The following is a 23,817-nucleotide window of genomic DNA, read 5'->3' as shown; positions in this document are numbered from 1 at the left end:
TTTAGCACTATTCGTCGTCTACGGCAGGTGTCGCGACTTTGAGATCTGCCAATCGTTCTCCCCCATCGGCTACGAGTACGAAACCCGTCATTGATCCTTAGGAAATCCCCGGAGAACCTTTTCGCATCAAGATCATAACTGTAATCACTATGACATCTTGGCATCAAAAATGCTTGATAGGCTCAACCAAAAAAGAATTGATGCTGTCGATATTCGTTCAGTTATTTGATCTAATCGATTGCACAAATATTATGAAAACGATTTAATAAAGCGGCTTTGATATGTATTACCAATACGTTAGGACAGGCCAATGAGACATCAACCGTTACTGACCACTGAAAGGCTCATATTAAGACCTTTCCAGTTATCAGACACTACCAAAGTACAAACCCTTGCTGGCAATGAGCTTATTGCTAATGGCACGATCAACATTCCTCACCCATATACAGATGGTATTGCTGGTCAGTGGATAGGCAAACACCTTGCTAGCTGGCATAGCCAGCAGTCTGCTATCTATGCCATCACGCTGAAATCTAATTATCAGCTAATAGGCTGTGTCGGACTACACAATATTGCCGATCGAACCGCACAGCTTGGTTATTGGATTGGCGTCCCTTTTTGGGGAAAAGGCTATTGCACTGAAGCGGCAAAACGCATAACGGAGTTTGGCTTCAAGCGCATGGATCTGGAAATGATCTATGGCCAGCACTTAAGCCGAGATTCTTCATCAGGGAAAATCTTGCAAAAGATCGGCATGGAACATGTTATGACAAAAAACGACGCAACAAGGGTAAACATGATCACCGAAAATTTAGAATATTATGAGCTCAAAGCACTGGCAGAGGCCTAATCCTCTGCCATTTCCTAGCTGCTTAGTCCTTGATACGAGCCATGTGGTACGCATTCACATACTCGCCATTGCGAAAAGCATAATTTCTGGCTTCCCCTTCAATACCAAAGCCATACTTTTCATAGAGGGCAATAGCCACTTGGTTATCCGTATAAACCGTCAGCTCAATCCGGTTAACGTTTAACCAGTTATCAGCCAGGTCAACAATCGCCGACAGTAGTTTGCTGCCAACCCCCAGCCCTTGATAGTCATCATGTACCGCCATACCGAAATGGGCCACATGTTTACGCCTTGGCCTGGTGATCACCTCCATTCCTGCTTGCCCGACAACTACACCGTCTTTTTCAGCCAGCAAACTGTACACGTTATCTGGAATATCAGACAGTCGCTTTTCCCACATCGCTTGTGATGGAAATGGAAGCTGGAGTGTACCGCTGTAAGCATTTTTCCCAGCATATAAGTTTGTTATGGCTTCAATATCTCTGCTTTCTACATGGCGCACAATTACTTCCATCATCACTCTCCATTTGGTTCCTGTTCAATAAACATCCCATGCACTCAAGAATTAATCAAGAAAAACAATAAGTTATATTATTCTCTTAAGTTATAACATGGCGGAACAATCACAGTAATTGCATATGGAACAGCCATTTTAAAAACAACAGAACTTGTGGTAATCAATTAAAAGCAAGCCGAATAGTTGACGTTATCACCAATATAAATAGCTTATTAACAGATAACCGTAAAAATAACAGAAATCCTGTCCTTAATGTAATAGATAGAAGGCAAAACTAAATTTATTTTATAAAAGAAAAGCGGAATACACCTGTTTTATAACACTTAATAATAACAATGAAATAAATGTGGTTTCTTATCATTATAAAAATACAACGTTTGAGATTAGCTTATATAAAGATAAGCTATAAAAAATAACACATAAAGAAACAAAGTGTTGAGTATTGTATCAATCAAAAATCTAATGTGTATTTTCCGGTTCGGACTATAATGAAATTGATGAGCTACAAAGAGGAATACTACATATATCCAGCACGTAGTGGCACTTATTTTACCCTACAGCTACAACTGGATACTAATAACTAGCTATAACCTACTGTAATAACAATAAAAACGAAAAATGATACGATTTTTTGAAATATATATATTGATGGCAGGTCTTATATTTTGAATGTGGACACTATGCACATATAACAAAATGGCTGATGCCACAGACTAATGAGGTGAAGATTATGTCTAGCTTGAAAGTACTAACTGCTACCGCTGTGATCGTTATGTCGTCTTCAGCATTTGCTGATATCCGTGTTGCTGATACGCATAATGGTGCATGGATTACAGTTACAGAAAACGGACAACCTGCTGCCAATGCATCGGTTTCTGTTGCAAATGTACCACAACAAAAGAAATCATACCAAACTGACGAAAAAGGTCGTGTATTTATTCCACTAACCCTGGAAAACTCACGTTCTATCAAATATAAAGCGAAAACTGAAAGTGGTCGTGAATCCTCACGCTTTGCTTTCCACTCTACTAACAAATAGCGAATACTATAAAGGCCCTGCCCCTACAGCAGGGCCTTAAATCTCATCTTCCCGATAATCACGTCGGTTTAAATCTCTTGCCAGTACCAATGCCAACCCAATAATTTGTAAGAATAAAGCCAGATTTCTTAACTGAGAGATTGATTTCATTTTATCTGAGTGTATTTCAATCAAACCTAAGTTTTCCAAATATAACTGATTGATTTTTTCTCTCTGCTCAAATTGCACTGTATCCAGTGCGAGCATTAGATCAGGAATGTTAATAAGTGACAAGTTGTCTATGGTATCTTCCAACCAGTAATTCAATTCATTAATTACTTGGAGACTAATTTCTTTAGCAATAGGTTGCTTATGAAACTCACTAGATGAAATCAATTGCAACGCATACTCTCTTTTTCTTTCGACTGTTTCAACCTGTTGCCAGGTAAGACTAATCAGCTTGTCATTGCTTTGCTGCTTCTGAATAAGCTCATTAGCCTGACGCGTTGCATCATCTATATAAAAATTAGTCATCAATGCCGATATAATATTTAGCAGCAATCCAGTAGCAACTAATATCCAAGTAGGTACTGTCCATTTTCTCATATCACTCTATATCCCTGTCCAGACAACCACTGTTCTACTCTCATTACTCAGTATGGCAAAATTTATCAATATCAATCACTAACCACTCTGTTTTTTCGATCATACATGCAAACGCCTAGCAGTTCGCCATCCGCCCTTAGAAGTTAAAGTGATGCAAAAGTGAAACAGAACTTCTTTGTGAACCATTTCGTCACTGACTACGTTTAAAGATACGATTTATGAAGGATATGTCTCAATGGATAGCAAACTGACTAAAGCAACGCGCACACTGTTACTGTCAGGCCACTGCGAAAATACCAAGCGTCAGGAGCTTAAAGAAGCCTTTAACCATACCTGGGCACTGTATGAGTCTCTCTTTGAGGTGATCAGCAACGAAGCTGCATATTTCAGCAAGCCCGAACCGCTTCGCCACCCTCTAATTTTCTATTTCGGTCATACTGCTGTCTTCTACATCAACAAGCTCAAACTCGGCAAGTACATTGATAGCCGGATCAACAAGCATTTTGAGTCGATGTTTGCCATCGGCGTCGATGAAATGTCATGGGATGATCTTGATGAAAGGCATTATGAGTGGCCCTCGGTGACCGAGGTGAAAGAGTATCGAAACAATGTCAACCAGTTAGTCAACGCGGTGATCGATACCATACCAGTGAACCTACCCATCTCACACACAGATCCAGGCTGGGTTATTTTAATGGGGATTGAGCATGAGCGTATTCACCTCGAAACCTCCTCTGTCATTATTCGCCAGCTCCCTCTTTGTGATATCAGCCCACACCCTGACTGGCAACCTTGCACTGATGTCGGACTGCCTGCCAGCAACCAGCTGTTATCAATTTGCGGCGATACTATCACACTAGGCAAGCACGAGGAGGACAATACCTACGGTTGGGACAACGAGTTTGGCCAGCAAACATTCACAATATCCGATTTTAAAGCATCCAAATATCTGGTTTCTAACCAAGAGTTTATGGAATTTGTGAAAGATGATGGTTATATGAAACCCCGTTTTTGGAACGAGGAAGGCAAGGCATGGCTTGAGTTTACCCAGGCGACTAAACCACGTTTCTGGCAATATCGCAACGGGAAATGGTTACAGCGTAACCTTACTGAAGAGATTCCCATACCGTTAAATTGGCCTGTTGAAGTCAACCAGTTGGAAGCCAAAGCTTTTTGTAATTGGAAAGCTGAACAAAAACAAACCAACATTCGCCTGCTGACCGAACCCGAATGGTATTTATTGCGTAACAACATTCCACAAGACTCCCCTACCTGGCATGAAGCTCCCGGTAATATCGAGTTGGAATACTATGCATCTTCCTGCCCGGTTGACCGATTCGAACATGAAGGCTTTTGCGACATTGTGGGAAATGTCTGGCAGTGGACGGAAACCAGTATCGATGGCTTTCAGGGGTTTAAAGTTCACCCTCTTTATGATGATTTCTCGACGCCCACTTTTGATGGCAAACATAACCTGATCAAAGGGGGCTCATGGATCTCTACCGGTAATGAGTCGATTCAATCTTCACGCTACGCATTCCGCCGTCACTTTTACCAACATGCCGGATTCCGCTATGTCGAGTCCGATCAAGATCCTGATAGTATGACCTCGCTGAACATCTATGAAACTGATGAGCTGATCTCCCAATATCTCGAGTTTCACTACGGTGACGAGTATTTTTCAGTCCCTAATTTTTGCCTCAACGGGGTAAAACAGAGTCTTCATGAAATCCAGCTCAGCCACACTGCCAAAGCACTGGATATTGGCTGCTCAGTCGGCCGGGCTTCGTTCGAACTAGCCAAAACATTCGATCATGTCGACGGCATAGATTTCTCGGCTCGCTTTATTCAGCAGGCATACACTCTGACGGAACAGGGTGAGAAGCGTTATACCATCCGTACCGAAGGGGACTTGGTCGAGTTCAAGAGTGTTACTTTGACTCAATTAAATTATGGCGATGTCGTCAATAAGGTCAATTTTGTCCAAGGCGATGCCTGTAACCTGAAGCCACAGTTTAGCGGGTATGATCTGGTATATGCGTCAAACCTGATCGACAGGCTTGGCGATCCCAAACTTTTTCTGTCGACAATTCACCAGCGTATTAATGATGGTGGATATCTGGTTATTGCCTCTCCCTACACCTGGTTAGAAGAATACACAGACAAAGCCGACTGGCTTGGCGGGATTAAAATACACGGGGAAAACTTCACAACCTTAGACGGCCTGACAGAAACCTTGTTTCCCAATTTTGAATTGATCGCGGTGAAAGAAATTCCCTTTGTGATCCGCGAAACCAAACGAAAATTCCAGCATAGCCTGTCGGAAATGACCATCTGGCGTAGACGCTGACTTGGCTATACTTGGGCATAATGCTACTGTACTGCTCCCAAAGAGCAGTACAGAGCATAACACCGTGAAAACGCCTTGTGTCGCAAAATGTAAGAACAACGAAGGGATCTGTAGCGGTTGTTTCCGTACCATGGCTGAAATCACTGAGTGGCGACATATGAATGAAGTAAAACAGAGCGATACAATCGATAAGATCCAAGGGGAGCGTTCAACGCATACCTGCAGCCTATGCGGCAAACCTGCCTTTTGCGATATCAGCGCCGGAAAATCGACCTGTTGGTGCTTTGAACTAGCCAAGAGAGATACCTCAGGGATTGAATCACCAAATTGTCTCTGCCGCGAGTGCCTGGCAACACTACCATTAAGAGAACAATAACAATCGATTCGCATGAATATGCTTAAAGCAGCCTGCAAGTACTGCCGCAATAGCTTGCAATACCAAAGCAGGCTGATTTAGGAACATCAACGCGTTGAGAGCAGCGTCCTCGAAGCGTTACGCTGCCGATAAACATGGTGTAAACCAGCCGGAATATACAAACTGGTTATAAATAAAGCGGTTAGCAACAAGTCGCCCCACCACGTATAACTTTCATTCTGCTGATACATCCAAGGTAAAAAGAAATAAATAGCGACAGCATGATAGATAAATACTTGTAACGAATGTTGACCAAGAAACACAAGAGGCTTAAAGCTAAAAAGCGGAAACCGTGACTGGATTAACTTCGACACCAGATAGGCCAGTAGCAAAGTATTGGTGTAGCGTATTAACCCCACATCTTGCCAGCTTAGCTGGGCCTGAATAAAACTGTTTTCCACCTGGCTTGCCAAGTCAAAACGATAAGCAACGAAATACAGTAATGCCAGCACTAAAACAACCACAGTCACGCTGCGATTGTCAGTCAATTTCAGCTGATTAAATTCATATTGATAGCCGATAATGACACCCGTATAAAACAACAGCTGCCATGCAAAAACATCTAAATAGCCCGCATCCATCTTCATTTCGGGCTGGAACCAATGATAGATGGGCATTAACGCGGCATCAGTCAGCACTTGAGCCATTAGCCATACAGCGACACTGATACCAGCAACCACCCACCATTTGTCTTGCTTCAGCAGTATTAACGCCCAGGGTAAAAAGAGCATCGGAACCATGTAGGCAACCAAAATATCTAGGTACCCCATCTGGTGTATTTGCAATACCGACATGGTTAAAGCTTCAAACGGGTACTGCAAATAGTTCTCTAACAGAAAATAGTTACCCCAGTCGTAATACCAGAGTTGCTCAAACCACCGTAAATGGAGCATAGCGGTCACCGTAAAAACACCTACTAGGGTTGCTGTATAGAGAATAGCGACCCTTTTCCATACTCGCCGCTTTAACTCTGCAGGTTGACCGACGTAGCGTCCATAAGCCATAGCCGCAACAATACCCGACAACAGGATAAAAGATTCGAATGCGGATACGAAGCCGAATGGCTGCCGCGTAAAAGGAGTAAGCAATGCACTTTCGATATGATTGGTGGCCATGATGACCAGTAGTAGCCCTCTGAATCCATCAAGGGACTTGTTTCGGAGGCTGGATTTTACCCTTGTCATAGTTTTTTATCCCAATTAAGGTATCGACTTGTTAACACTCTGCAGTAGCTGGCTACCTTAATCACTTAGCTTGAACTCAGATCAGCACAGCCATAAAAATATGGCCAACAAAGGTGATAACAACAGATAACTACAACTTTCCACGTAATTCTGACTATTTATTAGGGTAACTTTGTGGTTAAAACTCAAAAAATGACATACGAAAAATTAAAAACTGGGAGATTGTACTTAATATTATTACACTCATTCTTGCTGAGGGAATTTCGCCGCCTGTTCAATTGGTATGACGTATAATATTGGTTACGTTAATACTTATGGAAATAACAAATTTCTTTTAATAGCAAAATACATACTTCAATTCAAAGTGATAAAGGTTTAGCCCTTCAGGCTTGCCAACCTGAAACGATGGAAATTTCCATTTTCGTGCTGACAATGTGAACTATTTTGCCAGGAGCAATATCTAAACTATTTTACTCGCCCCAAACAAGTCGCCCCGTAAGGTGGGTATACTATTATTAGCACACGGGGCTTTTATCGTGGTGATGAGGTAATTCCTATGAAAAAGTGGCTGCTAGCAGGGATTCTTAGTACTTTTTTTTTGGTTGGTTGTGAGGCTGAAGTGCAAACAGGTTTTTCAAAGCAGGATCTTCAAAATAACTGGGTTCTGACAAAGATTGACGGCAAAGATGTCAATATTGAAGAACCAAGAACCACACCAGGTATGGCAATTGATGCGGAGTTAAAAGTTTCTGGCTTTAGCGGCTGTAATCGCTTTTTCGGTCAGGTCGAGGTCACAGAAGAGAGTAAGCTCCGGATAACCGCGATGGGCTCGACTAAAATGGCATGTATTCAAGATGATCAAGCGTCCGTCGAATCCATCATGACCAAGTCACTACAAAAGTGGAATAGCATCGCACTCGAAAATAATATTCTGACACTGACCTCCAAGCAGCATATCCTAACGTTCATGCCTGAAGCGGTCACGGATTCAGAACCTCCCCAGTAAGACTGGGTGATTTTCTCTTTTAAAGGCGCTTGTTAGCGCCTTTTTGATTCACAAAAAGTACCAAACCAATGGTTAACATGAAATTAAGCAAACAAAAAGCAAAAGTCCTGAATTCGGCCATCAGCCGCTGGGAGAAAGAACAGCTCATCTCTGACGAACAGGCCAATGAGCTTCGCAATAGTTATCAAGTAGTTGGCTTTGACTGGAAACTACTGGCGGTGTACTCATTCTGGATTGCCATCACCTGCTTCATCATCTCAATTGGTGTATTGCTCGCCGATGACTACTTAATGGATTTGCTAGCCCAAATTATCGATACCCCGGCAAGCATTCTTTCCGTAATCAGTGCTGGTATTGCAGTGCTCTTTTACCGGGCCGGTATTCGCCGTCGTGAAAAATACCCAGTAAAAAATATCAGCAACGAAGCAACATTCTTTTTTGGTGTATTCATGACAGCTGTTTCTATTGGCTTTCTCAGTGAAACCGCGCTTCTCAGTACCACTCATGATGCCTTTTTGCTACTGCTACTCACCGTCATTTATACCGTACTTGGCCTCCGGCTATCCTCTGTGCTTATCTGGCTCTTTGCCTTGTTGAGTTTCGGGGCTTGGGTTCTGTCCCAAACAAGCTATTTAGCTGGCACAAGTGGTTATTTCCTTGGCATGAACCTACCGTTCCGCTTTGTGTTTGTTGGGCTGTTCGTTAGCGCCTTGAGCCTAGGCGCTACACACAAACCACAGTACAGCCACTTAAAGGAACCGACCCTATTTGTCGGCTTGTTATATTTATTGACGGCTTTATGGTTGTTGTCCATTTTCGGCAACTATGAAGATCTGGCTAGCTGGTCGAAAGTAAGGCAGATTGAATTGTTACACTGGTCTTTCATTGCCGGAATTGCTTGTATCGTCATTCTCTATACTGGTATTAGATCAGACAACACCTTATGCCGTAGTTTCGGGATCACTTTCCTTCTGATCAATCTATACACACGGTACTTTGAATACTTTTGGGAGTCCTTCCATAAAACCGTATTCTTTGCCGTTTTGGCCCTCAGCTTCTGGTTGATAGGATCACATGCAGAGAAGCTATGGCAGATTGGCAGCCATCCCAAACCAGCAAAGTAATCACTTTGACCATCCTTGATGGTGCACTAAAAACGTGCTCTGGTACCAAGTTGTTAATGTCGGCATAAATAAAAAATGCAGCTGGAAGTATCTAGATAATTGGGCGTTTTTCATTGGTTAATTCAATGAACTTGGTATCATTACATGAATATCCGGCTGCACTTTATACCATTAGCCCAGCCAAAGTCCTTCGACATGGAGAAGAAGAATGAAAAAAATGCCGTTAATCGCAGGCTTACTTGCAGTAACAACGTTGCTAACAGGCTGTTCCGATGATGAGGTTGGTGATGTTAGCCTGGGCTTATTTACCACCAAAGACATTAAGATCCAAACTTTCAACGATCCTGAAATTGATGGCGTTACGTGTCATATCAGCCATATTAAAGCCGATCTCGACTTTGCCGATCCGTCAGATATGGGGATCTCCTGCCGCCAGACTGGGCCGATCACGATGGCGATGATGGCCGATGTCGATCGTTCTAAAAATGGTGAAGTGATCTTCAAAGCCTCGAAAAGCTTCTTGTTCAAGACGTTGAAAATTCGCCGCATTTACGATAGTAAGAGCAAGACATTGATGTATCTGTCTTACTCAACCAAAGAAACACAGGGCAGCTACAAACACTCTATGTCAACTGTGCCTCTTTATGGCTCTGAAGCCTGGACAGCACTGATGGCAGAAGAGCAGGCCAAGAAACAACAGTAATACCTCTTTCCCTAAGTAAAAAGCGCCAACTATGGTTAATGCCGCTCACTTAAGGTGAGCGGCATTTTCATTTCTAGCATACGTTGTGACCTTGGTTTTACTAATATGTAGGCCTCTTATGTAGAGGCCTTGCATTAGATATTGCTTCTAGATTGGTGTAGCTCAAATAACCATCTCGTGGGTATTTTTCTCTGCAGGTAAACAGGCCTACTGCAACCTGAATTTACCTACAACAGATTTAAGCTGACTATTCGCAGCAGCAAGGTTAAGGGTTTCACTTGTTATCGCTCCACCGTTTGCAGATATCTCGCCAACGATTTCACGAATCGCGCTCGTATTACGGGTGATCTCACCTGTAACAGAACTCTGCTGCTCGGCGGCGGTAGCAATTTGCGCACTTAAGTCATTAATGTGAGTCACGGCTTGATTCACTGTATCCAGATCCTTTGCCACCTCAATGGAGTTTTCTGCAACTTTTTCGCATATTGATTTCGTGGGGCCCATGGCGGCAATTGCCGCATTTGATCCATTACGTAATTTTTCCAACGTTTGCTCAATCTCTGCAGTGCTAGTTTGCGTTCTGGCCGCAAGCGCTCTAACTTCATCAGCAACGACAGCAAAACCTCTACCATATTCTCCAGCACGAGCGGCTTCTATGGCAGCGTTCAACGCAAGTAGATTTGTTTGATCGGCGATTTCACCGATGACTTTCAGCACATTGGTGATTTCCAAGGTATCTTTGTCAATTTCTGAGATCTGGGCTGAAGTGTTATCAACTTCCTCTAATAATTGCGAAGTCGTATTTGTAGCTTCGGTCACCTTAGCTTTCGATTCAGAAACTTGTGTGTTTGTATTTTGGGTAAATTGAGACGCTTCTGATGCATTATTCGCGACATCATTCGCAGTGGCACTCATTTCCTCAATCGCGGCAACAATTTGTTCTGTCTCTGTAGTATGGGCTGTTAGTACCTCGTTATTTTCATCTGTTTGTTTTTTAAGTTGCTCGACACTACGAGAGATATGCTCTGAAGACTGCGATACTTCCAACATCAAAGATTGTAAGTTGCCAGTAAAGATGTTGATGCATTCTGAGATTTGGCCCAGATCATCATTGTTCGCTACAGGCAGTCGTCGAGTGAGGTCGCCGTTTCCTTTGGATAAATCGAGTACCACTTCTTTAAGTGTGAGAATGGGACGATAAAGCACATTTAAAATAGTGATGACTAACAGAATTCCAACGGTAAGCATAACCAGTGAGGCAATAACTGCATCGGTTAGCGCTTCATCGACAGATGCATAGGCAATAGATTTATCAATCCCAATAAATAGGTACCCTTTCTTGCCATTAACAAGCTTTATTGCTTTAGTGAAAGATAATTTATCAACGCCATTAAGCGTATACGGTAAGGTGCTCTCGTCTTGAGATAGCATGGCACGCTGCACATCTGCCATTCCAACATCAGTAAAACGAGCTCCTACTGCGAGTGCTGATGAGTTAGATGCTACTGCTTTTCCTGTCCCGTCTAAAATTGCAGTCACCGCACCTGGGAAATTAACATTTCTGACGGTATCAGCCAGTATGTCCAGTTCAATATTTCCCATAACCACACCATCTCCAAAGCTCTTTACAACAGAGATAACCAGTTTTCCTGTAGTTTTAGCAGTATAAAAATCAGTTACCTCTACACCACTGATCGCTTTTGCCGGTTGATACCAAGGACGAGAGCGAGGATCATATTGGTCAGGATCTGCAATACCATTGACCCAGGCACCAGCTGTTATGGTTGAATACGCACGACCATCATCAAAACCGAAAACCACAGCAGCTAGATCACTGGCATCTTTAGTCACTTTGGCTGTTTCGATATAGCGACTAGCAGGTTGTCCGGCTTTATAGTGGCTAGCCAATGAGTCAATTGCGCGAACTTTTCCATGAAACCAGGTTTCAAGTTTATTGGCTTCGTATCTCACAATAGACATTGACTGAGTATTAATGCTCTCAATAGTGTTATCTCTGAGGCGAGTAAAAGAAAACCAATTAGAGATGAGTAAGCAGACAGTAACTAACAATATTATTGTTATAATTAATGTTTTTTTAAATCCGAGGAGTTTCATTATTATTTTTCCTATATCAGGATGAATAATTGTATAACTACAGCGATAGCTAACCTTTATTTCACTCTAAGAGTTCAACTTAAAACGGCTGATCTCTTGCTGCAGGTTGCTATTCATAACATCCTGCTTGGCTATAATTTGCTGTAGCATTTTAATCACCACCTGAATATCCTTAATCGAAACATGAGTACGCAGGCTCAATACGCGTACATCATTGGCAACAATTTCAAACCGACGACCTTGTTGACCGGCACGTCGCACTGAATCAACATGTTCGTGATCCCAATTTAACCACGATGTACCGATCGGTACATATGGGTACTGTATCCTATTTCAGAGGGAAAGATGATTGCAACACTTAAATCGTACTAATGAGTGTTACATCCTGATAAATATCAAACGCACCTAGGGTTTTCACCGATCAAGTTATAGAGAGACTTCGGATCAGCATGATGTATGGATTTCACTCTCCTGCGACGAACCAATGGTTGTTGTACCCGTCATACCGTTGATTCACATAATTCAGCATAAGATTAGTAAGCCAAAGCAATATCTTTTGTTAGATTACAGGCAAAAAAAAGCTGAGCATTTTGCTCAGCTAAAAACAACAACATATAAACAATTAGCAGCGGTTTATCATAAACCTTTGATTATGAGAATAGCTTAAATTGCTGAATCTCCGCTTAATGTGGGATAAAATAGTGTAATAGCCAGTACGGAAAGTTAAATTATATAATTTAATACCTTAATTATAAGCGTCATATTCTGCTATGGTTGGTACTTGTTATGTACTAAATAAAGGACTTATCATTAAAAGCGGTAGCCAAGCCCCAGATTGACTATATGGCAGTGTGCTTCACTGCTCCCCTTAACAACATACACTGGCGCTGACTCATCAGGGATTGCCTGATTGACTGCCACATCACCAAGATCCAGGTACTGATAGCTCAAATCAAGACTCCAGTTCTGATTGGCCGGAGCGTAACCCATACCGAGGGCATAACGCACCTGACGATCCATTGGCGGATCCACCTTATGGTCTTTTGTCGACACTGGCGATTCATCATAACTGATACCCGCCTTAAGGCTAAGCGCTTCACTATGCTGGTAGGCAACGCCTACGGCACCTCCCCAGGTGTTGCGCCAGTTTCTATCGATCACGATCTGCGTATCACCCATGGTCAGGGTGTTTTCCTCCATCCTCGACCACTCATTCCATTTGATATCTGCCAACAGTGACAAGCGCTCAGTCAGCTGGTGCTCGATACTGAACGACAGCATATTTGGCAAATTGAAGCCTGTCAGCTTGGCATCGGTTGTTACCTTCTGACCGTCCAGAACCATGTTGTTATCACCGCTAGGCTCAAAATCCACACTTGACAGATAACGTAAGCCCATCCGAGTAGTATCTGTCGGCAGATACATAACACCTAACTGCCAATACGGCTTGAAATCTTCGAGTTCAAATGAGTTTGTCGAGTTGGGTGCAACGTTAGCTGGTACTTCATTATCCAGGTTCCAGGTAAGGTAAGCCACCCCTAGCGACCCGCCCAGAGACCAGGAATCGTTAATACGGTGGCCCAATGCAACGGATAAACCGGCAATCTTGACATCAATCTTGTTGATATAGTTGGAGCCGACCCAGCCAGAGCCAAAGTCTGACTCACCACCAGCCAAGGGGGCCATGGAGATGCCATAAGCCAAGTTGTCGTTAATAGACGAAGCGTAGAAGAGTGACGGGATAACCGATAGTCCAGCGGAGTAGTCAATATCCCGAGATCGCACATCAGCATCAGGACCAGTGGAACCTTCATCGTAAAAGTGCAGCGAGTCCTCAAGTACCGTCACACCTGCATATAGCTCCCTGCCTTGAAACAATCCCAAGCCAGCGGGATTATTGTAAGAGGCGGTAGCCCCGGTATCTGTGGCATGGCCCGCGCCAGCGGTTGCGGTGTATTCTGTAACAGCAACCAGGGTGTGGATACCACCGCCGGCCTCTGCCAGTACAGGAGCCAGCAATAACGCTCCTCCCCCCAAGTAACAAGATAAGCTATGACGATTCATTTCATTCACCTCATAACAGCCATTAAATACCCTTATAACAGCTGTGGTTAACAAGAACTGTCGCTAGCCTAGCTTGCCTCCCTCTTAAGGAGTAGTTACAAAAAATGGTAAGCCGTTTTTCATTATATGGAACAAGAGGGGAAATAAATGTGTTAGCGGAAGGTGGTTTGTCTGCTTAAGATCTTCAAGGCTTCTGCATTCCTGAGGGGATCAAGATGCGTTTATGCTGTTCCATATTATGGAACAGTGATTACCAGCAAGCGGTTACTGGCTCATTCCCTCTTTTTGCAAATGAGAGGTTGATCGCCAAACAGATCGATTAGCACTGAGTATCGCCGTTGTTATCTGAATACAAACTGAACCAGACTGGTATGAACAGCCTACTATCGAGAACACCAATAGCCATCTGCCAGAATGGGGCAAATGAAGCTAAACCCACTCTTTTCTATAATAAGGCGAAAATAAATTAAACAGGTTGCACATTAGACTTCGCATTTAATTTATTAGCACAACAGATTTCCACTGAATTTTGATCCGACACAGAAAACATTCCCACACCAAATGTAAACTCTAGCGACCAAATGTTTACGGAATGTTTTAACCATGAGCTCATTGAACCTCGACGATACGCAGCTGTTTATTAAGGTGATAGAGCACGGTAGTTTTTCCAGGACAGCGGAATACTGCGGTATTCCCAAATCCACCTTAAGCCGGCGGATCCGTGAACTCGAAAACAGCTTAGGTGTGCGTTTAATTCATCGCACAACATGCCACTTCACTCTGACAGAGCTTGGTGAAAAGTTCCATGAACGCGCATTGCAGATCTTGCAGGATGTGGAAAATACCAAGCTGATGTTAAGCCATCAAAAACAGCATGCATCAGGCCGATTGCGAGTTTTTGCCCCGATCATGCTCCATTATTTTTTCACTAAGGAAATCACGAGCTTCTGCCGCGACCATCCACAGATAGAGATGGATCTTCGATCCTTTGAATCTAACCCGAATGAGGTGTCGGAACGCCGCTTCGACCTGTTACTCAATCCCGGCGAACTTCAAGACTCAACCTTAATAGCCAAGCAGGTTGCGACATTCCAAACCGGCTATTACGCCAGTCCTGATTACCTCAAGTACGTTGACGAGCCCAAGACCCCGGAACAGCTCATAACGCATGACTGCATTTTCCTTAGCTATCAACCTAGCACCTCTCCGCACTGGCAGTTTAGCGATGGAGTAGAGCAAAAACGCCTTGTTCTGTCACCGAAATGTACTGTCGATTCACCGGAGTTAGCACTTCGCCTGACACAAGCGGGGCTGGGCATAGCACAACTACCCAAAATGCTGGCCAATCCACTGGTCAAGCAAGGCATTTTACAACCCCTGCTCAACGAGCGTTACCAAAGTGCTACCCCTATCTATGCGGCCTATCACGATCGTCAATTTCAGTCGCAAAAAGTTAGCCTCCTACTGTCGCTTGTCGAGCAGACCATGCAAAAGACCATCGAGGTACTGGAATCCGATGCAGGCCACTCCGCTATGTTCAGAGATTGAAATGTGTAATGTCAGATTCTGCCACTCTATACGTCAGGTAAATAATTTTCGGCAGGGGGCTTGATGAATCCCCCTGCGACAACCACAACATAAGGATTTGATTTTAAATGGCTTTATTGACACCAATAAAGCCTAAATCGTTTCCTCACTGCGATGTTCAAAAGTATGGGTGATTATCCTCTATCCCTAGCTCCCGAGCATACCAAATCCAGGTTTGGCTCTTCTTGTTCAGGACAAATGACCATTGCTCATCGACTTCACAGATAAACTCAATTTCAGCACTATCGAACGGAACTGAAGTGTCTTTCCTCGTTTTATCCCGATCATTATAAGAAACATAATCCCCAAACAGATACAAATGGCGAATATAGTGGAACGTGAAACAGCTCAAAAATCACACAGGGCAGTCATGTTAAATTATTTATGCAAAATCATTGAATAGGTAACAACCTCGAAACGAGGTGTTGCGATCGTGATAAATAAACTTAAGGAAATAATATGGAAATTGTTTTAGGCGTTGCTGCCTTATTAGCAGCTTTGTGTCTGTTTTCTCTATTTAGTTTTAAGGCCCCAAATGGCAGTGCAGCCATGAGTGGCCTAGCCGATGCCGCAATCGCAACATTTCTGGTCGAAGCTATCCATAAATATGTGATGGGAAACCTGCTTGGCATCGAGTATCTTGCTGAATTTGGCAACATGGTCGGTGGCATGGGCGGGGTTGCTGCTGCAACCTTAGTGATGCTGCGAATGGGCGTACAACCCGTATTTGCGATCGTCACAGGTTTAGCGATGGCCAACCTCGGGATCCTAGAAGGTTTTATTGCCGGCTACCTATTCTCATTCGCAACACCACTGTTTAAGAAATACTTACCCGAAGGTGTCGATGTCATCGTCGGTGTGTTGACCTTGGCACCACTAGCAAGACTACTGGGTATTTTCATCAGTCCTGGGCTCGATATGCTGATGGGCACCCTGGCAAATATGATCACTGATGCAACATTACTATCACCGCTTGCGATGGGCTTTTTGCTTGGCGGATTGATCAAAATGGTCTGCACCTCCCCTCTTAGCTCGATGGCATTAACAGCCATGCTTGGCTTAACCGGCTTACCAATGGGCATTGCGGCCATTGCCTGTGTCGGTGGCTCATTCACCAACGGTTATATTTTCCATACCCTTAAACTAGGAAAATCCAGTAATACCATTAGCGTTATGCTTGAACCGCTTACACAAGCACATATTGTCACCCGTAACCCTGTTCCTGTCTTTATGTCGAACTTCCTCGGTGGCGCACTGGCGGGAACCTTTGCCGCGTACTTTGGCATAGTCAACGACGCTCCAGGTAGTGCAGCCCCAATCCCGGGACTACTGGCTTCCATCGCTTTCAACGATCCACTAACTTTATTTATGGCAGTGGTCGCAGCGGCCTTTGCCGGAATGGTCGGCGGTGTGATTGGTAATCAGATTTACAAGCGCCTGTTAGCAGAACGAGTTCCACTACAGCAATTTGCTAATGGTTAATTAAAAAACAGCATGAAAAAAGCCCAGCATTTCTGCTGGGCTTTCTAAATGTGGCAGCAAGGCGCTGAGTCAAATCAACGTTACCGCTTGCAAAATCTTGCAAGCTCTCGAGTATTTCATTGTTCGGATGTACAGCTTTTCCTGTTAAAACAAAAAATAATTAGTCAGATTTTAAATTTAGCAACTAAAGCGGCCAACTTTTGACTTGATGCAACGATATCTGCATTTAAATTGGCATTATTTGACGATACTTTTTGAGTATCATCATTAATACGGATGATCTCTTGGATGTTCTTTCCAATCATATCAAGTGTCTGAGACTGCTCTTCCGCTGCTGTTGCGATCATATCTGAACTGGTCAAATTTTGTCGGACCGATTGGCTAATATTCACAAAAGAGTCGCCCGCGCTCTTCACAGAAGTGACACTCGTTTCGGCCTTGCTTAAACTGTTATCCATTGCTGAATATGTAACCTTAGATAACTGCTGCAAATGCTCAACAATGCTGACAATTTCACTAATAGAACTTTGCGTTTTATGAGCAAGCGATCTTACCTCGTCAGACACCACGGCGAAACCTCTGCCATGTTCGCCCGCTCGCGCAGCTTCAATCGCAGCATTAAGTGCGAGGAGGTTTGTTTGCTCGGCGATATTTTTGATGACAGTGACGACAGAACCAATTTGTTGGGTGTGGTTGTCCAGCTCTTCCATCTGATGACTTGATGTATGTACGGACTCTGCTAGTGCACTCGTCATGTCTGATGCTGAATTGATAAACTCTGTACCATCAATCGCAACCTGATTTGTGTTACCAAGAATGGTTGCGAGCTCACTGGTTTGAGAAGAGACATCCCTTGATGTCTGGCTAATTTCATTCATCGAGTTTGCTATTTGATGAACTTCGTCACTAAGTAGTGCCACATACTTATTGAGCTGTCTTGTCGTATCATTTCCTTGCTGTGTTGTATTGTCCATTATTTTGACAACATCACTCAGCTCTGTGATTATCGCGTGAACATTATCAATAAACTGGTTGATCCCCTTACCTAGCTCGCTCAATTCATCGTTGCCCTGCACAATAACACGTTGAGTGAGATCACCTTCACCTTGTGCAATATCAAAGATGCGATTTTTTATACTATTCAATGGATCAATAATGATTCTATTGATCAGTGTTCGAAGGGATATTAGCATGATCATAACCAAAATGACCACTTGCACGATACTACTGTAGATCTCCCCTATCAAAGTTTCTTTAATTCTAGCGTCTGTAAAATGAAGACGTACAGAGCCTGCTTCAAATGGCTCGTCCTGTATTTCAAAATATACCTTTTCAGCTATAGTGAGGTAACTACCTCCATTAAAGGCTTGTTCAACAATTTGGCCATTTTCATGATTGAGAGTAAAAGAAAAGAGCGGTTTTTGATCACTCCCCATTACATCCACAGCCATTAAATCGTTGGTACCCAACTCAGACTCAACAATTTTTTTTGCTGTATCGAGATCAACCTTCCAAAGTGGACTTGAGAGCGTAATACCGAGCCTTTTTACACTACTTTCAGCATCATGATGTACTTGTTCTACCAACTTTTGTTGGTTCATATATATTGATACCAACGTCGAAGCTACTAAGGTAATAGTAATAGCTATTAACACGGCTAAATTTAACTTCTGTCTGATTTTCATTAAAATTCTTGCCCCTAGTAATCCGACTTAAGGTGTTGGTTTCTCAGTTGCTCTAGCTGTTGTAGCGCAGTATTTACATCACCAGATGTTAAGAATGTGGCGAATACATCAAGCGCGGGAGCAACAAATTCATTTTGTGTGTCGCGATCAAAGAACTGAGCCATCCCTGATGCTTTTTTTAACAACGTAGCGCCATCCCTGATAAATGCACCATCGGATAACCTCGCTTCTAGATGAGGTGATATCATCCCCATACCTTGATTATATTCAGACTGAAATTGCTCTGATGCAACGTAACTTACCAGGTTCTTAATGTTCTTGGTGATAGTGGTATTACTAGGGACCATTAACACATCGAGAGGCGCATCTTCGTACAAAGGAACTGAGCTATTTATGATTGGGAACGGAATGAAATCAAAGTCTTGCACGAGTGATTTGGGAAACTCACCAGAGACAAAGTTTCCGATAAGTATCATTGCTGCATAACGGTGATAAATAAAGGGTAAGACTTCATTCCAGTCAACAACATCTTGATAGGAAATAAAAAAACCGCTCTCAATCAACTCTTTCCAGTATAAGAAAACCTTTTCAACCCGCTCGTCAAAGAAGGAGTGTTTGCCTTGGAGCAGTTCACGGTGAAACGCCAGCCCATTAATACGCAAGTTCAAGTAATCAAACCATGCCGCAGCAGGCCACTTCCCCGAATTTCCTAATGCAAATGGTGTAATATTATTTCGCTTTAGTTGAGTTCCAACCCGCAATAAGTCATCCCAGGTTTTGGGAGGCTGCAGTCCGTACTTTGAAAAAATAGACTTACGATAATATATACCCCACTGATAATACGAAGTCGGAACGGCATATATGTTTTTGTTATAGGTAACTGCGCCTAAACTTCCCTTTGTAAATGACTGTTTTAGGGTTTCACTACCCAACAATTCATTTAGAGGCATTATCTGGCCTTTATTTACAAAACGGAATAATCGGTTACCACCTTGCCAGAATATTAAGTCGTATTTTGCTTGTTCACCCTGCAGCCAATGAGGAAGCTGACTTTTAAACTCTTGATCCGGTAAAAAAACCAAGTTTATTTTAACTTCAGGGTGGCTGGCTTCATACTGTCGGAACAACGCAGAAGCAATGGTTTTTTGGGTACCACTATTGATAGAAACTACATTTATAGTTTCAGAGGCACTCAAAGAGACAGGAGAAAACAAAGCGCAAATGACGAGCAATTTTACTAACCGAGCACCAAGACTCATAAGTACCTCTGAACTTTATTTTTAATAGCACAATTTAACTACTGCATACTACAAGCAATAGGAAAATTACGGGCTTGATTTACAGGAATATAAGCTGATAGCGGGCTTATTATTAATAATAAGCCCTTAGATATTTAATACCGCCCAGCTCAAGAACATATTAATGGACGTCGAGCAAAGCTATAACGTCTACATTAAACTTCTTTAAGTTCAATCAGTATTGCGCTCTCCGGATCTAGGATTGGCATTGCAACGCCTGCTTTCCTCAACCATTCCCCCGAAGCAACAACCGGCTCTTTCGTCCAGAAAGGCTGCTGGTTAACGATGTCATAGAAATTCTCCGGGTGATCTAACAAGGCAACACTATATAGCTTATCCTTGTTCAGCCCAGGAATACGCAATGTGCTACTTAATGAGTTAGTCGGCATGGACAACTGCGCCACCATAACTACCGCTTTATCCTGTGCCTTGGCAATGACAGCATGGGCAAGGTGAGCATCGTCATCAGTTGGAAAACGGATCGAATCTCCACTGTGCAATAGCGGGCGTAACTGCTTATGAAGCTGAATATACTTCATAAACCCTTGCTTCTCGGTTTCAGACTCTTTCACCGGATCAAGCTCAATCCCCATATGACCAAACAAGGCTGTTAAACCGCGGAAATTTATGTCGTGTGTTCTTCGGGTGCAATGGCAATGCTTAGCACCAATATGGCTACCCATCACTTCCGGGGGAAAGAAATAACTCATTCCTCTTTGAATCTGTTGGCGCTCTAGCGCATCGTTATTGTCAGAGGCCCAGAAGCGGTGCGTACGTTTAAGTACTTCATAATCAATTCGTCCTCCACCTGCAGCACAGGATTCAATTTCTACATCTGGATGCTTTGCTGCCAGTTTATCTACCAGCCAGTAGTACATCTCAACCTGCTTATGACCTGCCGCATAACCATCATGACCAGGCTGAACAATTTCCCGGTTCATATCCCACTTAATGTAACTGATGTTGTATTCCGTCAGAAAGTAATCCAGACGTTCAAAAAGGTAGTTAAATGCATCTTCATTTTGCAGATCGATAGCGTACTGGTTTCTGCCTGTTGGTTGTTCATAATTGTCCATGGCTAGCAGCCAGTCGGGGTGACTACGGTATAGGTCTGAATCCTTGTTTATCATTTCAGGCTCAAACCAGAGGCCAAATTCCATGCCAAGGGCATTCACATGTTCAATGACACCTTTAAGTCCCTTGGCATATTTGCTCTTGTCCAAATACCAATCACCAAGGCCAGCTTTATCGCCGTTTCTTCCTTTAAACCAGCCATCATCAATAATGAAGCGCTCTACCCCCATCTTTGCCGACTCGGCCGCCATATCCATAATATATTGTGGATCATGGTCGAAGTAGATCCCTTCCCAGGTATTGAGATGGATAGGACGCACTTTCTTTGTCAGCCGGTCTTTAAGAATGTTGCTTCTCACATGTTGGTGGAAATGCTGGCTCATCGTATTTAAGCCACATTCACTGTGTGTGGCATAAAGCCAAGGCGTAGCAACACTTTCCTCTTTTTCCAGTGCTATTTCACCCGGCAGATAGATAGCTTCGGCTTGCATGAACCGACGCCCATCGGCTTTAACATCCACCCTCATACGGTGGTTCCCGCTCCATGCTAAATGGAAGCCCCAAACGTCGCCGTGAGTTTCATTAAAATGTTGGGTACCGGCAATGAGTGCCGGATAATGTTCGTGCGAGGTACGGCCTCGGCGGTTCTCTTGCTGGTAGCCGCCTTGAGTCAATCTCATACGGGTTTGTTGAAATTCGTTTACCCATCGTCCGTAATAGGTCAACAGTTCATTTGCGCGTTCAGGCAGTGGCAACGTATTGGCAAGGCGGTTAACTGAATAAATACCATCCGCGGTATTAATCAATTTATGTCTAAGCTTAATAACATCGCACTCATCCAACCGTAATTCAGTCACCAACTGCAATCCAGCGGCTTTATCTTCACTGTATATTGTGAGCTCTTTGCTGCTCTGTTTCACATTTGTTGTTTGAAACACAGGCGCCCAGTCTTTACCGTTGCGATGCCCTTCCAAAGCAGGGCTACTGAATAACCCACGGCCAAGCTCTGGGTGCAGCGTCATTGGGATATCGGTATCTAAGCGACCATAAGGTACAGGCCTTGATAATGAATACTCAGCACCCTCTGATTTGGTATTGATAATGCTGCCCCAATACAAAATCTCAACGTACTCGCAGACTTTGACAATGAGTTCTGTTTCTTTTCCTGTAATTGAGAGGATTTGAGTATTCATATTCTGCCGCTTAGTTTGTGTTAGTTATTTTAGATGGAAATTATTTTTCGATTGCTATCCAGAAATGGATATTCATAATAAAGAATGGCTCCATAAACAATATGAGGCCATTTGTCCGGTTGTGGTTATGCCTGCGCTAGCTCTAGCTCAGCCTCTACTTGTTCTTTATTGAAGCCTTCATGCAGGTAGTAGTAACGCTGATAAACAAAGCCACTCACTGCCATCAGAATTGCTGGTAGACCTAGCATCATGAATTCCAGCCCCATGATTGTTTCTGCAGACTGTTCGACGTTTGGAACATAGCCTACAACTGTCAGACCAATACCAACGATAAAGCCACCAGCGGCACCAGCGAACTTCACCAACATAGTCTGCACTGAAAAGATAACGCTCTCACTGCGGCGACCGGTTTTGTACTCACCGTAGTCTACGACGTCTGCCAGCATTACTGTTTGAAGTGCGTTCGCAATACCTACACCAAATTTAATAGCCGCACCGGCCAGGCCAATAAATAGTGCACTACCGGGTGCAACAAAACCCATTACCAGAAGCACTAAGCAAGACAGAATCGGGAAGCCACAAGCAACCAGCCATAGGTGCTTACGAGGCAATAGCGTAGCGATTCGTGGGAACAAGAATACACCCGCCACTTCAGCAGCGCCTGCAACCATCATGTAAACAGGGAACAGGTCTGCATTGCCTAAAGCGTAAGAGAAGTAGTAGATAGCAAAGCCACCTACAAGAAGGTTAGCAATCTGGAAAGAAAGTACGGTACCAATCAATGCTTTTAGCTGGTCATTCTTACCGATAATAACCAATACGTCTTTAAAGCTGAATTTCTCTGCTGCAGCGCCAGTCGCTGGAGCTGCTTTCTCTTTTACATTACGCGCAATCAGGAATGCACTCATTACAAACAGAACAGCGATCAACATTGCTACGTTGAAGAAGCCTTCACCCTGATTACCATTTCCTAGCTCCCCCACAATATGTAGACCATAAGTACCGGTAATAAACCATGCTAGGCTCGCGAACAGACGTGGCCAAACTACGAGCTTTTCACGCTCCTGACGTGAGCTTGATAGTGCAGGAATCATCGACCAGTACGGAATATCCATAATGGTGTAGGTCAAACCCCACAAGATGTAAGCAGCCGCTGCATAAACATATAACGCGGTACCTTCAAACATATGCGTACTAAAAAGACCAACAAGTACTATGGCATTTAGTAGCGTACCGATAACAATCCAAGGACGGAATTTACCGAACTTAGAGCGGGTGTTGTCGACAATCACCCCCATCATAGGATCGGTAATAGCATCGATAATACGGGCAGCAAGGAAGATGGTACCAACGAATGCGGCAGAAAGACCTGCAACATCCGTAAAATAGAACATCAAGAAAATATAAATAGGAGCACAGGCAAAATCTTTACCTAAAGCCCCTAGGCCATAGGAGAGTTTTGTTTTCAATGTAATTGCAGAATCAGACATCATAAGCCTTTCTTTAAAGTTATTAATTTAGCTGCGCTTATAATCTACTAAAAATC

The 23,817-nt window shown here is 43.4% G+C and carries 20 protein-coding genes; 9 read left to right on the top strand and 11 right to left on the bottom strand.

What is annotated here, in order from left to right:
- Positions 1 to 310: 310 nt before the first annotated feature.
- Positions 311 to 850, top strand: coding sequence for a GNAT family N-acetyltransferase (locus AC51G0_RS25810; protein ID WP_496302429.1), 540 nt, complete (start codon positions 311 to 313; stop codon positions 848 to 850).
- 22 nt (positions 851 to 872) lie between these two features.
- Here the strand turns inward: AC51G0_RS25810 and AC51G0_RS25805 are convergent, their stop codons facing one another.
- Positions 873 to 1,364 carry a GNAT family N-acetyltransferase gene (locus AC51G0_RS25805; protein ID WP_496304205.1) on the bottom strand — a complete coding sequence of 164 codons (492 nt, stop codon included), beginning with the start codon at positions 1,362 to 1,364 and terminating at the stop codon, positions 873 to 875.
- A 733-nt stretch (positions 1,365 to 2,097) separates the two neighbouring features.
- Between AC51G0_RS25805 and AC51G0_RS25800 the strand changes: the two genes are divergently transcribed.
- Positions 2,098 to 2,406: a hypothetical protein gene (locus AC51G0_RS25800; RefSeq protein ID WP_496302428.1), complete on the top strand. Its 309-nt coding sequence runs from the start codon at positions 2,098 to 2,100 to the stop codon at positions 2,404 to 2,406.
- Between the two features lie 36 nt (positions 2,407 to 2,442).
- Here the strand turns inward: AC51G0_RS25800 and AC51G0_RS25795 are convergent, their stop codons facing one another.
- On the bottom strand, positions 2,443 to 2,991 hold the full coding sequence (locus AC51G0_RS25795; protein ID WP_496302427.1) for a hypothetical protein: 549 nt from the start codon (positions 2,989 to 2,991) through the stop codon (positions 2,443 to 2,445).
- A gap of 235 nt (positions 2,992 to 3,226) precedes the next feature.
- Between AC51G0_RS25795 and ovoA the strand changes: the two genes are divergently transcribed.
- Positions 3,227 to 5,341, top strand: coding sequence for a 5-histidylcysteine sulfoxide synthase (gene ovoA / locus AC51G0_RS25790; RefSeq protein WP_496302426.1), 2,115 nt, complete (start codon positions 3,227 to 3,229; stop codon positions 5,339 to 5,341).
- A 64-nt stretch (positions 5,342 to 5,405) separates the two neighbouring features.
- Positions 5,406 to 5,717, top strand: coding sequence for a DUF1289 domain-containing protein (locus AC51G0_RS25785; protein ID WP_496302425.1), 312 nt, complete (start codon positions 5,406 to 5,408; stop codon positions 5,715 to 5,717).
- A gap of 86 nt (positions 5,718 to 5,803) precedes the next feature.
- Here AC51G0_RS25785 and opgC read toward each other — a convergent pair whose 3' ends face one another.
- On the bottom strand, positions 5,804 to 6,940 hold the full coding sequence (gene opgC, locus AC51G0_RS25780) for an OpgC domain-containing protein (RefSeq protein WP_496302424.1): 1,137 nt from the start codon (positions 6,938 to 6,940) through the stop codon (positions 5,804 to 5,806).
- Between the two features lie 556 nt (positions 6,941 to 7,496).
- Here opgC and AC51G0_RS25775 point away from each other — a divergent pair.
- The 3 genes from AC51G0_RS25775 (at position 7,497) to AC51G0_RS25765 (ending at position 9,773) form a co-directional block, all read left to right on the top strand.
- Complete coding sequence (locus AC51G0_RS25775; RefSeq protein WP_496302423.1) at positions 7,497 to 7,946, top strand: META domain-containing protein; 450 nt, start codon at positions 7,497 to 7,499, stop codon at positions 7,944 to 7,946.
- Between the two features lie 77 nt (positions 7,947 to 8,023).
- A complete protein-coding gene (locus AC51G0_RS25770; RefSeq protein ID WP_496302421.1) occupies positions 8,024 to 9,070 on the top strand; it encodes a hypothetical protein in 1,047 nt (348 codons plus the stop codon).
- 208 nt (positions 9,071 to 9,278) lie between these two features.
- Positions 9,279 to 9,773, top strand: a complete 495-nt coding sequence (locus AC51G0_RS25765; RefSeq protein WP_496302420.1) for a CreA family protein — start codon at positions 9,279 to 9,281, stop codon at positions 9,771 to 9,773.
- A 207-nt stretch (positions 9,774 to 9,980) separates the two neighbouring features.
- Here AC51G0_RS25765 and AC51G0_RS25760 read toward each other — a convergent pair whose 3' ends face one another.
- The 3 genes from AC51G0_RS25760 to AC51G0_RS25750 all read right to left on the bottom strand — a co-directional run bounded on the left by AC51G0_RS25760 (position 9,981) and on the right by AC51G0_RS25750 (position 13,952).
- The gene (locus AC51G0_RS25760; protein ID WP_496302419.1) at positions 9,981 to 11,888 is read right to left on the bottom strand and encodes a methyl-accepting chemotaxis protein; all 1,908 of its coding nucleotides are present in this window, start codon (positions 11,886 to 11,888) and stop codon (positions 9,981 to 9,983) included.
- 66 nt (positions 11,889 to 11,954) lie between these two features.
- Positions 11,955 to 12,149: a hypothetical protein gene (locus AC51G0_RS25755; protein WP_496302418.1), complete on the bottom strand. Its 195-nt coding sequence runs from the start codon at positions 12,147 to 12,149 to the stop codon at positions 11,955 to 11,957.
- A gap of 549 nt (positions 12,150 to 12,698) precedes the next feature.
- Complete coding sequence (locus AC51G0_RS25750; RefSeq protein ID WP_496302417.1) at positions 12,699 to 13,952, bottom strand: OmpP1/FadL family transporter; 1,254 nt, start codon at positions 13,950 to 13,952, stop codon at positions 12,699 to 12,701.
- A 603-nt stretch (positions 13,953 to 14,555) separates the two neighbouring features.
- Between AC51G0_RS25750 and AC51G0_RS25745 the strand changes: the two genes are divergently transcribed.
- Positions 14,556 to 15,500 carry a LysR family transcriptional regulator gene (locus tag AC51G0_RS25745; RefSeq protein ID WP_496302416.1) on the top strand — a complete coding sequence of 315 codons (945 nt, stop codon included), beginning with the start codon at positions 14,556 to 14,558 and terminating at the stop codon, positions 15,498 to 15,500.
- 157 nt (positions 15,501 to 15,657) lie between these two features.
- Here AC51G0_RS25745 and AC51G0_RS25740 read toward each other — a convergent pair whose 3' ends face one another.
- Positions 15,658 to 15,858 carry an IS1 family transposase gene (locus AC51G0_RS25740; protein WP_496304204.1) on the bottom strand — a complete coding sequence of 67 codons (201 nt, stop codon included), beginning with the start codon at positions 15,856 to 15,858 and terminating at the stop codon, positions 15,658 to 15,660.
- 140 nt (positions 15,859 to 15,998) lie between these two features.
- On the opposite strand from AC51G0_RS25740, the gene AC51G0_RS25735 reads away from it, so the two are divergent.
- Complete coding sequence (locus tag AC51G0_RS25735; protein ID WP_496302415.1) at positions 15,999 to 17,021, top strand: PTS sugar transporter subunit IIC; 1,023 nt, start codon at positions 15,999 to 16,001, stop codon at positions 17,019 to 17,021.
- Positions 17,022 to 17,185: 164 nt separating this feature from the next.
- On the opposite strand, the gene AC51G0_RS25730 is transcribed toward AC51G0_RS25735, so the two are convergent.
- From AC51G0_RS25730 to melB, 4 genes are all read right to left on the bottom strand, one after another.
- Positions 17,186 to 18,706 carry a methyl-accepting chemotaxis protein gene (locus tag AC51G0_RS25730; protein ID WP_496302414.1) on the bottom strand — a complete coding sequence of 507 codons (1,521 nt, stop codon included), beginning with the start codon at positions 18,704 to 18,706 and terminating at the stop codon, positions 17,186 to 17,188.
- Between the two features lie 14 nt (positions 18,707 to 18,720).
- Complete coding sequence (locus AC51G0_RS25725) at positions 18,721 to 19,965, bottom strand: ABC transporter substrate-binding protein (RefSeq protein WP_496302413.1); 1,245 nt, start codon at positions 19,963 to 19,965, stop codon at positions 18,721 to 18,723.
- Between the two features lie 194 nt (positions 19,966 to 20,159).
- A complete protein-coding gene (locus tag AC51G0_RS25720) occupies positions 20,160 to 22,271 on the bottom strand; it encodes an alpha-galactosidase (RefSeq protein WP_496302412.1) in 2,112 nt (703 codons plus the stop codon).
- 125 nt (positions 22,272 to 22,396) lie between these two features.
- Positions 22,397 to 23,761 carry a melibiose:sodium transporter MelB gene (gene melB, locus AC51G0_RS25715; RefSeq protein ID WP_496304202.1) on the bottom strand — a complete coding sequence of 455 codons (1,365 nt, stop codon included), beginning with the start codon at positions 23,759 to 23,761 and terminating at the stop codon, positions 22,397 to 22,399.
- Between the last annotated feature and the right edge of the window lie 56 nt (positions 23,762 to 23,817).

The organism is Photobacterium sp. HL06 (assembly GCF_059552575.1).
This window is presented reverse-complemented; position numbering and strand designations above follow the sequence as displayed.

Bases quoted from the DNA above. Each gene is read 5' to 3' on its own strand.
- ovoA (WP_496302426.1), top strand. From the start codon at position 3,227: ATGGATAGCAAACTGACTAAAGCAACGCGCACACTGTTACTGTCAGGC.
- AC51G0_RS25810 (WP_496302429.1), top strand. From the start codon at position 311: ATGAGACATCAACCGTTACTGACCACTGAAAGGCTCATATTAAGACCT.
- AC51G0_RS25770 (WP_496302421.1), top strand. From the start codon at position 8,024: ATGAAATTAAGCAAACAAAAAGCAAAAGTCCTGAATTCGGCCATCAGC.
- AC51G0_RS25775 (WP_496302423.1), top strand. From the start codon at position 7,497: ATGAAAAAGTGGCTGCTAGCAGGGATTCTTAGTACTTTTTTTTTGGTT.
- AC51G0_RS25800 (WP_496302428.1), top strand. From the start codon at position 2,098: ATGTCTAGCTTGAAAGTACTAACTGCTACCGCTGTGATCGTTATGTCG.
- AC51G0_RS25735 (WP_496302415.1), top strand. From the start codon at position 15,999: ATGGAAATTGTTTTAGGCGTTGCTGCCTTATTAGCAGCTTTGTGTCTG.
- AC51G0_RS25750 (WP_496302417.1), bottom strand. From the start codon at position 13,952: ATGAATCGTCATAGCTTATCTTGTTACTTGGGGGGAGGAGCGTTATTG.
- AC51G0_RS25795 (WP_496302427.1), bottom strand. From the start codon at position 2,991: ATGAGAAAATGGACAGTACCTACTTGGATATTAGTTGCTACTGGATTG.
- melB (WP_496304202.1), bottom strand. From the start codon at position 23,761: ATGTCTGATTCTGCAATTACATTGAAAACAAAACTCTCCTATGGCCTA.
- AC51G0_RS25725 (WP_496302413.1), bottom strand. From the start codon at position 19,965: ATGAGTCTTGGTGCTCGGTTAGTAAAATTGCTCGTCATTTGCGCTTTG.
- AC51G0_RS25805 (WP_496304205.1), bottom strand. From the start codon at position 1,364: ATGGAAGTAATTGTGCGCCATGTAGAAAGCAGAGATATTGAAGCCATA.
- AC51G0_RS25720 (WP_496302412.1), bottom strand. From the start codon at position 22,271: ATGAATACTCAAATCCTCTCAATTACAGGAAAAGAAACAGAACTCATT.
- AC51G0_RS25730 (WP_496302414.1), bottom strand. From the start codon at position 18,706: ATGAAAATCAGACAGAAGTTAAATTTAGCCGTGTTAATAGCTATTACT.
- AC51G0_RS25745 (WP_496302416.1), top strand. From the start codon at position 14,556: ATGAGCTCATTGAACCTCGACGATACGCAGCTGTTTATTAAGGTGATA.
- AC51G0_RS25760 (WP_496302419.1), bottom strand. From the start codon at position 11,888: ATGAAACTCCTCGGATTTAAAAAAACATTAATTATAACAATAATATTG.
- AC51G0_RS25765 (WP_496302420.1), top strand. From the start codon at position 9,279: ATGAAAAAAATGCCGTTAATCGCAGGCTTACTTGCAGTAACAACGTTG.
- opgC (WP_496302424.1), bottom strand. From the start codon at position 6,940: ATGACAAGGGTAAAATCCAGCCTCCGAAACAAGTCCCTTGATGGATTC.